This is a genomic window from Streptomyces sp. NPDC031340, from assembly GCF_055569945.1.
In genome coordinates, this window is sequence record NZ_JBVIIE010000057.1 from 46521 (window position 1) to 55913 (window position 9393).

The window sequence follows — 9393 nt, forward strand, 5'->3', positions numbered from 1 at the left end:
CCGGCCTGTGCGGCCTGTCCAGGCCGGTTTGCCGGTCCGGCCCGCCGGCTCCGCCTGACCCTGCCCGCCGGTCTGGCGTGCGCCGCCCGTCCGGCCGGTCCGGCGTGCCCGCCCGTCGGCTCCGCCTGGCGTGCTGGACCTGCCCGGTCCGTCGGGCCTGCCTGGTCTGTCCGGCCGTCCGGCCTGCCCGCCGGTCCGGCCTGTGCATTCCGGTCTGTCTGCGCGCCCTGTCCGGCCTGTCGGGCTGGTCGGCTGCTGGGCCCGCCCGCCCCCGCCCGGCCTGCGCTCTGTCTGCTCTGCGCGCCCCCGGAGTCCGCGTAGGCGGCGGTGCGGGAGCCTTCCGGAAACCGATACACCGCCCAACGCCGCCCGACGCCGCCACCGTCCGTCCACCGGCGGTACCCTGACCAGGCACATCCGTACGGCACACGCACGCGGCGGGCAACCGCACGCGCCCCGGCCCCGAAGGGACACCCCATGCCGCTCGAAGCCGGCCTCCTGGAGATCCTCGCCTGCCCGGCCTGCCACGCTCCCCTCAAGGAGCAGGACAACGAGCTGATCTGCACCGGCCAGGACTGCGGTCTGGCGTACCCCGTCCGCGACGGCATCCCCGTCCTGCTCGTCGACGAAGCGCGCCGTCCCGCGTAAACCCCCCGGCGATCGGAGGCTGCCGCCATGCTCGACGAATCGCTGCTCGACGCCCCCGAGGGACTCTCGGAGGCCGATCACCGCGGTCTGCTCCGCGGCGCCGCCGAAGCCGGCGCCCGCGTCCGCACCGCCGCCCGGCACGCCGCCGAGGCCGGCGTCAACGAGCTCAAACCGGACGGCCGCCCCCGCGCCGTGATCATCGCGGGCCCCGGCGCCGCCGCCACCACCGTCGCCGACCTCCTCGGCACCCTTGTCGGCCCCGGCAGCCCCGTCACCCGCCTGACGCCCACCGGCGTCGCCCCCGCCGCGGGCGCCCTGCGCTGGGAACTGCCCGGCTGGGTCGGCTCCGTCGACCTGCTCCTGATCGCCACCCCGGACGGCACCGAACCGGGTCTCGCCCTGCTCGCCGAGTCGGCCTACCGCCGTGGCTGCACGGTCGCGGCGGTCGCCCCCGCCGGCACCCCGCTCGCGGAGGCGGTCGCGGGCGCCCACGGCCTGTTCGTACCGCTGGCCGTGGCCCCGTACGAGCAGGACGAACCCCTCGCCGCGTCCGCCCCCGGCGTGCTGTGGGCACTGCTCACCCCGCTGCTGGCGCTCCTGGACCGCATCGGCCTGCTGCTCGCCCCGCCGGACGCCCTGGAGAAGGTCGCCGACCGCCTCGACCAGGTCGCCGAACGCTGCGGCCCGGCCATCGCGACCTACAGCAACCCCGCCAAGACGCTCGCCGCCGAACTCGCCGACGCGCTGCCGCTGGTGTGGACCGAGGGAGTCTCGGCCGGACCCGCCGGCCGCCGGTTCGCCGCCGCCCTGGCTGAGTTGTCCGGCATCCCCGCGGTCGTCGCCGAACTGCCCGAGGCGCTCGCCGCGCACAGCGCCCTGCTCGCCGGTCCGCTCGCGGCCAGCGCCGACCCCGACGACTTCTTCCGCGACCGCGTGGAGGAACCGCCCGCGCTCCACGCACGCGTGGTGCTGCTGCGCGACCGCCCGATCGGCGGCCTCACCGCCGCCCCGGGCGCCCGCGACCTGGCCCTCAGCCACGACACGCCGATCAGCGAACTGGAGCCGGAACCCGGGGCCGAACTGGAGACCCTGTCCGAACTGATCGCCATCACGGATTTCGCCGCCGTTTACCTGGCGCTCGCCACCAGGGCCTGACCTGGACCCGCGCCTTCCGGCCGGCGCCCGCTGGCCAGCGCCCGCTGGGCTGCGTACGTATGGAGACTAGAGACACAGCATGGACCGCCTGGACAACACCATCCGCCCCTACGCCTGGGGTTCGACGACCGCCATCCCCCAACTGCTCGGCGTCGAGCCCAGCGGCGAGCCGCAGGCCGAGATGTGGATGGGCGCCCACCCCGGCGCACCCTCGCGCACCGGACGCGGCACGCTCGCCGAGGTGATCGCCGCGGACCCCGAGCGGGAACTCGGCCCGGCGGCCACGGCCAGGTTCGGCCCCCGCCTGCCCTTCCTGCTCAAGCTCCTCGCCGCCGGTGCCCCGCTCTCCCTCCAGGTTCACCCCGACCTCGACCAGGCCAGGCAGGGGTACGAGGACGAGGAGCGCCGCGGAGTCCCGGCCGACGCCCCGCACCGCAACTACAAGGACGCCAACCACAAGCCCGAACTCATCTGCGCGCTCACCGAGTTCCACGGCCTGTGCGGTTTCCGCGACCCGCTGGAGGCCGCCGGTCTGCTCGACGGCCTCGGCGTCGGCGCCCTCAAGCCGTACGTCGACCTGCTGCACGCCAGCCCGGCGGACGCGGCCCTGCGCGAAGTGCTCACCGCCGTCCTCTCCGCCGACCCCGAGGAGATGCGCCGCACCGTGGCCGAGGCCACGACGGCCTGCACCCGCCTCGGCGGCGCGTACGCGCCCTACGCGGACATCGCCCACCACTACCCGGGCGACCCGGGCGTGATCGCCGCCATGCTGCTCAACCACGTCCGCCTGCAGCCCGGTGAGGCCCTGTTCCTCGGCGCGGGCATCCCGCACTCCTACCTCGACGGCCTCGGCGTCGAGATCATGGCCAACTCCGACAACGTCCTGCGCTGCGGCCTGACCCCCAAACACGTCGACGTGCCGGAACTGCTGCGCATCGTCCGCTTCGAACCGAGCGACCCCGGCATCCTGCGCCCGGAAGCCTCCCCCGACGGCGAGGAGGTCTACGAGACCCCCATCGACGAGTTCCGCCTGTCGAGATACGTGCTGCCCGAGGGCGGCGCCGCCCACGACCTCACCCGCGCGACCCCGCAGATCCTGCTGTGCACGGCGGGCCGTGTGCGCGCCGGCGAACACGAACTCGGCCCCGGCCAGTCGGTCTTCGTCCCCGCGGGCGAGACGGCGGAGGTGTCCGGAACGGGCACGCTCTTCCGGGCCACCGTGATCGTATGACCGCGATTGTGGATACCTGACGAGCCGTCCACCGGCCGGGCTGCAAGAATGGCCCACCGGCAAAGGACGGGCAAAGGCCTGACGAGCCGAACTGGCCCAAAGGGCTGGACGGGCTGAGCGGGCTGAGCGGGTCAGACGGGCAAAGGCGAAGGGACAACGCGGACATATGAGCGCGTCAGGCGGCACCAGGGCGATCGTGGCGGCACTCGGCGCCAACCTCGCGATCGCGGCATCGAAGTTCGTGGCGTTCGCCTTCAGCGGCTCCTCGTCCATGCTCGCCGAGGGCGTGCATTCGCTCGCCGACTCCGGCAACCAGTTCCTGCTCCTCGTCGGCGGCAAGAAGGCCGAGCGCCAGGCCACTCCGCAACACCCCTTCGGCTACGGCCGCGATCGGTACATCTACGCCTTCCTCGTCTCCATCGTCCTGTTCTCCGTCGGCGGCATGTTTGCCATCTACGAGGGCTACGAGAAGATCAGCCACCCGCACCAACTGGAGCACTGGTACTGGCCGGTGGGCGTCCTCCTCTTCGCGATAATCGCCGAGGGCTTCTCCTTCCGCACGGCCATCAAGGAGTCGAACGAACTGCGCGGCAGCCTGTCCTGGTCGCAGTTCATCCGCCGCGCCAAGGCGCCCGAGCTGCCCGTCGTCCTCCTGGAGGACTTCGGCGCGCTCATCGGCCTGGTCCTCGCCCTCGGCGGCGTCGGCCTGGCCCTGCTCACCGGCGACGGCGTCTGGGACGGCATCGGCACCGTCTGTATCGGCGTCCTGCTCGTCCTGATCGCCCTCGTCCTGGCCGGCGAGACCAAGTCGCTGCTGCTCGGCGAGGCAGCGGGCCTGGAAGAGGTCAAGAAGATCGAGCAGGCGATCGTCGACGGCGACACGGTCACCGGCATCATCCACATGCGCACGCTCCACCTCGGCCCCGAGGAACTCCTGATCGCCGCGAAGATCGCCGTCCAGCACGACGACACGGCCGCCGAGGTCGCCGCCGCCATCAACGCCGCCGAGGACCGCATCCGCGCGGCGGTCCCGATCGCCCGCGTCATCTACCTCGAACCGGACATCTACAGCGAGGCCGAGGCCGCCAAGGGGCCGGACCGCGAGGCCACCCCCGGAGGCCCGGCGACCCACCCCGCCGGACACTGACATCCCACGCCGTACGACGCCCTACGACGACGGGGCCCGCCGGACACCCGGCGGGCCCCGTCGTCCGTCCTGCCGCCCGCACGGTCCGCCCGCCCGGACGCTCGCCGCGTCCTGATCGGCGTGATGTGTTCGCGTGGACTGGGGGCCCGCGGGCCCACCGGTGTAGCTTGGATCCGAGCCAGACGTCGCTGCTGATGGCGGTCGGGCGGTCCCGACACGGACCGGCCGAGGGAGAGAGGGCCTCCGACGGACTGCGCTGCGCGCACGCGGGCATGCCTGTGTCCTCTTTCGGGCACCCCTGTGTCCGCCGCCGCGCAGACCAGACGTACCCACCTCGCCCCAACCCCGAGGAGCAGCTCGTAATGACGACTGTCGACAACCGACAGGACTTCAAGGTCGCCGACCTGTCCCTGGCCGAGTTCGGCCGCAAGGAGATCACCCTCGCCGAACACGAGATGCCGGGCCTGATGGCGATCCGCGCGGAGTACGCCGACGCGCAGCCCCTCGCCGGCGCCCGCGTCACCGGCTCCCTGCACATGACCGTGCAGACCGCCGTCCTTATCGAGACCCTGGTCGCCCTGGGCGCGCAGGTCCGCTGGGCCTCCTGCAACATCTTCTCCACCCAGGACCACGCGGCCGCCGCCATCGCCGTCGGCCCCAACGGCACGCCGGACAACCCGCAGGGCATCCCGGTCTTCGCCTGGAAGGGCGAGACCCTGGAGGAGTACTGGTGGTGCACGGAGCAGGCGCTGACCTGGCCCGGCACCCCCACCGGCGGCCCGAACATGATCCTGGACGACGGTGGCGACGCCACCCTCCTCGTCCACAAGGGCGTCGAGTACGAGAAGGACGGCAAGGTCCCCGCCGTCGACACCGCCGAGTCGGACGAGCACCGCGTCATCCTCGAGCTCCTGCACCGCACCATCAGCGACGGCTCGCAGAAGTGGACCCAGCTCGCCTCGGAGATCCGCGGCGTGACCGAGGAGACCACCACCGGCGTCCACCGCCTGTACGAGATGCAGCGCGACGGCACCCTCCTGTTCCCGGCGATCAACGTCAACGACGCCGTCACCAAGTCGAAGTTCGACAACAAGTACGGCTGCCGCCACTCCCTGATCGACGGCATCAACCGCGCCACCGACGTCCTGATCGGCGGCAAGACCGCGGTCGTCTGCGGCTACGGCGACGTGGGCAAGGGCTGCGCGGAGTCCCTGCGCGGACAGGGCGCCCGCGTGATCGTCACCGAGATCGACCCGATCTGCGCGCTCCAGGCGGCCATGGACGGCTACCAGGTCACGACCCTCGACGAGGTCATCGACAAGGCCGACATCTTCATCACCACGACCGGCAACAAGGACATCATCATGGCCTCGGACATGGCCAAGATGAAGCACCAGGCGATCGTGGGCAACATCGGCCACTTCGACAACGAGATCGACATGGCCGGCCTCGCGAAGGTCCCGGGCATCGTCAAGGACGAGGTCAAGCCGCAGGTCCACACCTGGACCTTCCCGGACGGCAAGAAGATCATCGTGCTGTCCGAGGGCCGTCTGCTGAACCTGGGCAACGCGACCGGCCACCCGTCCTTCGTGATGTCCAACTCGTTCGCGGACCAGACGCTGGCCCAGATCGAACTGTTCACCAAGCAGTCCGAGTACCCGATCGGCGTCTACACGCTGCCCAAGCACCTCGACGAGAAGGTCGCCCGCCTGCACCTGGACGCGCTCGGCGTGAAGCTGACCAAGCTGCGTCCCGAGCAGGCCTCCTACATCGGCGTCGACGTCGACGGGCCGTACAAGCCGGACCACTACCGCTACTGAGCGGCTCGCCGTCCGGGCGACGGGCGGCGACACCTGCGGTCACCGGGGGCGTGTCGGTGCGCTGACACGCCCCCCGGCCGCGGCAACTCCACCGAGGCAGGCCCCCGCACCCCCGTGTCGGGGGCCTGCCCCTGCGGCCGTCCGTGACCGGACCAGCCCGTCAAGACCCAGGACCCCCATGCCCCGCGGCCGATATTCGCTCCACGATCCGCACGATCACACCCCCCTCGCAGAAGAACACTTCCAGTGCGCCCCCGGCCCGTCCGGCTGGCGCTATGTCTCGCGGCTGGTCACCCCGGCGGGCGACCACTACGGCTCCGTCGACCTCGCCATCGACGAACTCGGCCGCCCCCTCCGCCTGGAACTCCACGCCGCCGACTGGCAGGTCCGCGGCGCCGCCCTCGACGGCGTCACCTGGGTCCGCACGGACCCCACCGGAACCCGGGCCACCGAAGGCAACGTCCGCGCCCACGCCTTCACCGGCACCTCCCCGGCATTCCTCGTCGCGACCACTCGTCTCCTGCGCCTCACCCCCTCCGCCTCCGTAACCCGCGTACGCCTCGTCGCCTTCACGGACCCCGTCCTCGCCCCGCGCACCGTGGACCAGTCCTGGGCCTTGGTGAGAAGAGAAGCACACGCCACTGACAACGGCCCCCTGACGGTGGACGAATACCAGGTCACAGCCCTGGACACCGGCGAACAACACGCTGTCCACATCGCCGGGGACGTGGTCCTTGCGGCCCCCGGCGTCGAGCTGGAGGACCTCGAATCGCCCCCGTCCGTCTTCACCTGACCAGTCCCCGACCGTGGCCCGGAGCCGCGCCCGGGATCACGCGGGCGGCACGAACCCGGTGCTGGGGCGGTCGCCCGGCGCAGCGTCCCGCGTAACGGCCGGCGGACATCCGTGTTCCGGCCCCTCCGACGGAACCGCAGGCGGAGGCGGAGCGGACGTCGCCCACGGTCCGGGTGCCGAGATTCCGGGTCCTGAGGTTCCGGGCTCCGGCGATCCGGGCTCTGTGGCTCCGGGGCCCGACGGTATGGACCACGGCCCGGCGGCCGTCTGGTACCCGGTCGGCGAACCGTGGGCGGCCTGCGCGGTGCCGGGAGCGGGCCAGGCCGCTGCGACGGTTCCGTCGGCAGCCGGCCGGCCCACGCCCGCAGGACCGTTGGTGAAGGTCCGTCGCACCTCCCGCGCCTGCCGCTCCTGCAGCACCGCGGCCAGATACGCCGCCGCCGGCACCCCCTGCGGCACCGGCGCCCCCGTGCGGGCCGAGAGGTCGGAGGCTAGCCGTTCCGCCATGGTCCAGCCCACCTGCGGGTCCAGCTGGTGCATCCGGGTCAGGTACTGGCGGACGGCCAGCCACAGGCCGTCGGGAACGGCCGACAGATCCAGCTCCGCGAACCGCCCGGCCAGCCAGGGTGGCGGTGGAGGCACGAAACCCGTCCGCGCGGAAGGCACCCGCTCCCGCACGACGAGGGTCCCGGCGAAGACGTCCCCGAGCCGCCGTCCCCGAGCCGACACCAGGGAGGCGATACAGGCCACGACCCCGAACGTCATCAGGATCTCGAACACTCCGATCCCGCCCCGGACCAGCGCGTGCCGGAACCGGATCGGACCGCCGTCGTCCCGGACCACCCGCAGTCCGCACGCCATCTTGCCGAGCGAACGACCATGACTGAGCGTCTCGACCGCGATCGGCCCGCCCACCAGCACCAGGACGAAGGCCGCGATCGACACCGCGGTCTGCGCAGCCTCGTCCAGCGAAGCGGTGGCGGCGACCAGGACGATGGTCACGACGAGGTAGACCACCACGTACACGGCCACGTCGAGGAGTATCGCCAGCACCCTGCTGGGCAGCCTCGCGGGGCGCAGTTCCAGCGCCACCGCCTCACCCGTCACCAGCTCACTCACGCCCGCCGTCCTTCCCCTGACCTGCCCCGTGAATGGCCAGTCTGCCAAGCTGAGCGCACATCGCGCGTCCGTACGACAAGCTGATCCCACGACCACCGCCGAACAGCCGACAGCTGAGGAGAAGGCAGACCGATGGACCTCGACGTCTTCGTCAGCGCCCACCGGGCGGAGTGGGACCGCCTGGAGAGCCTGCTCAGGCGCCAGCGTCGGCTCAGCGGCGCCGAGGTCGACGAACTCGTCTCCCTGTATCAGCGCACGGCCACCCACCTCTCCCTGATCCAGTCCAGCGCTCCCGACCCGCAGCTGAGCAGCCGGCTCAGCCAGCTCGTGGCACGCGCGCGCAGTGCCGTGACAGGCACCCGACGGGCCTCCTGGCGCGATGTCACGCGTTTCCTGGCCTACGGCTTTCCCGCCGCGGTCTACCGTTCACGCCGCTGGTGGGTCCCCACCGCGCTCCTGTCCACCGTGATCGCCGCCCTCCTGGGGTGGTGGATCGGCACACACCCCGAGGTGCAGTCCTCCATCGCGGCCCCCGACGAGCTGCGGGATCTCACCCGGCCCGGCGGCCAGTACGAGACCTACTACTCCAGCCACCCCGCGGCCTCCTTCGCGGCGCAGGTATGGACGAACAACGCCTGGGCCGCCGCCCAGTGCCTGATCCTCGGCGTCTTCCTCGGCCTGCCGGTCCTCTGGATCCTCTTCCAGAACATGCTGAACCTCGGCGTCGGCTTCGGCCTGATGTCCTCGGCGGGCCGGCTCGACACCTTCCTCGGCCTCGTCCTCCCGCACGGCCTGCTGGAACTGACGGCCGTCTTCGTCGCCGCCGGCACCGGACTCCGTCTCGGCTGGAGCCTCATCGACCCGGGCCCGCGTTCCCGGCGCACGGCCCTAGCGGAGGAAGGGCGAGCCGCGGTGGGCATGGCGATAGGCCTCGCGCTCGTCCTCTTCGTCTCCGGAGCCATCGAAGGCTTCGTCACCCCCTCCGGCCTGCCCACATGGGCCCGCATCGGCATCGGAATCGCCGCCGAGCTGGTCTTCCTCGCGTACGTCTTCGTCCTGGGCGGCCGGGCGGCACGCGCCGGCGAGACGGGCGACGTCGAGGAGGCGGAGCGGAGCGCGGTGGTGCCCACGGCCGCCTGATGTGCGGAGGGGCTCGCCGAGCTGGTACTCTCTTCTCCGCCCCACGAAGATCCGTTGACACGGAGCGAGCGGGGAGGTAGATTTGACCAGTTGCCTGGACTGGACCTGGTTCGGTCGGCAGCAGTGAACATCTGTCTGCTTCACGCATCGGCGATCATCGATCACCGATCCGGGAGAAGCACCCCCGATGAATCGGAAAAGAGTGGCCGGTAAGTCCGGCGCGAAACTTCTGATAAAGTCGGAACCGCCGGAAAGGGAAACGCGAGAGCGGGAACCTGGAAAGCACCGAGGAAATCGGATCGAGAAAAGATCTGATAGAGTCGGAAACGCAAGACCGAAG

At 71.7% G+C, this 9393-nt stretch carries 8 protein-coding genes; 7 read left to right on the top strand and 1 reads right to left on the bottom strand.

Annotation, left to right across the window (positions count from 1 at the left end; genetic code table 11):
* Window positions 1–477 precede the first annotated feature (477 nt).
* From ACZ5GT_RS32960 to ACZ5GT_RS32985, 6 genes are all read left to right on the top strand, one after another.
* Window positions 478–648: a Trm112 family protein gene (locus ACZ5GT_RS32960; protein ID WP_469033685.1), complete on the top strand. Its 171-nt coding sequence runs from the start codon at window positions 478–480 to the stop codon at window positions 646–648.
* Window positions 649–675: 27 nt separating this feature from the next.
* The gene (locus ACZ5GT_RS32965) at window positions 676–1803 is read left to right on the top strand and encodes an SIS domain-containing protein (RefSeq protein ID WP_469033687.1); all 1128 of its coding nucleotides are present in this window, start codon (window positions 676–678) and stop codon (window positions 1801–1803) included.
* A 79-nt stretch (window positions 1804–1882) separates the two neighbouring features.
* Window positions 1883–3034, top strand: a complete 1152-nt coding sequence (gene manA / locus ACZ5GT_RS32970) for a mannose-6-phosphate isomerase, class I (RefSeq protein WP_469033688.1) — start codon at window positions 1883–1885, stop codon at window positions 3032–3034.
* A gap of 166 nt (window positions 3035–3200) precedes the next feature.
* Complete coding sequence (locus tag ACZ5GT_RS32975) at window positions 3201–4181, top strand: cation diffusion facilitator family transporter (protein ID WP_469033691.1); 981 nt, start codon at window positions 3201–3203, stop codon at window positions 4179–4181.
* Window positions 4182–4543: 362 nt separating this feature from the next.
* The gene (gene ahcY, locus ACZ5GT_RS32980) at window positions 4544–6001 is read left to right on the top strand and encodes an adenosylhomocysteinase (protein WP_469033693.1); all 1458 of its coding nucleotides are present in this window, start codon (window positions 4544–4546) and stop codon (window positions 5999–6001) included.
* 178 nt (window positions 6002–6179) lie between these two features.
* The gene (locus ACZ5GT_RS32985; protein WP_469033695.1) at window positions 6180–6794 is read left to right on the top strand and encodes a hypothetical protein; all 615 of its coding nucleotides are present in this window, start codon (window positions 6180–6182) and stop codon (window positions 6792–6794) included.
* Between the two features lie 36 nt (window positions 6795–6830).
* Here the strand turns inward: ACZ5GT_RS32985 and ACZ5GT_RS32990 are convergent, their stop codons facing one another.
* Complete coding sequence (locus tag ACZ5GT_RS32990; protein ID WP_469033697.1) at window positions 6831–7913, bottom strand: RDD family protein; 1083 nt, start codon at window positions 7911–7913, stop codon at window positions 6831–6833.
* A gap of 132 nt (window positions 7914–8045) precedes the next feature.
* Between ACZ5GT_RS32990 and ACZ5GT_RS32995 the strand changes: the two genes are divergently transcribed.
* Window positions 8046–9053, top strand: coding sequence for a stage II sporulation protein M (locus ACZ5GT_RS32995; RefSeq protein WP_469033700.1), 1008 nt, complete (start codon window positions 8046–8048; stop codon window positions 9051–9053).
* The last annotated feature ends 340 nt before the right edge of the window (window positions 9054–9393 follow it).